Raw genomic sequence first — 211 nt, 5'->3', positions numbered from 1 at the left:
CGACGGCGAGCACGGCTGCGCCGGGGTAGCGGGCGGAGCCGGCGGCGACGCCCACGACGCCCCGGCGGTACTTGTCGCTCTCGGCGCCCGGCACGGGCAGGAGCCGGGCCACGTCGGCGTGCTGGAGGGCTTCCAGTTCCGGCTCGGCCGGCAGGGTCAGTCCGATGTCGACGAGCCGCACCGACCCGGCGTACTCCCGCGCGGGGTCGAT

1 pseudogene is annotated in these 211 nt (G+C 77.3%); it reads right to left on the bottom strand.

Features of this window, described 5'->3' with window-relative positions:
• A pseudogene (locus tag G3I53_RS14320) lies at positions 1 to 211 on the bottom strand (bifunctional ADP-dependent NAD(P)H-hydrate dehydratase/NAD(P)H-hydrate epimerase); the annotation flags it as partial.

This window comes from Streptomyces sp. SID14436 (assembly GCF_010548465.1).
Lineage (GTDB): Bacteria > Actinomycetota > Actinomycetes > Streptomycetales > Streptomycetaceae > Streptomyces.
The sequence above is the reverse complement of the archived record's forward strand: the minus strand, read 5'-3'. Positions and strand labels throughout refer to the sequence as shown.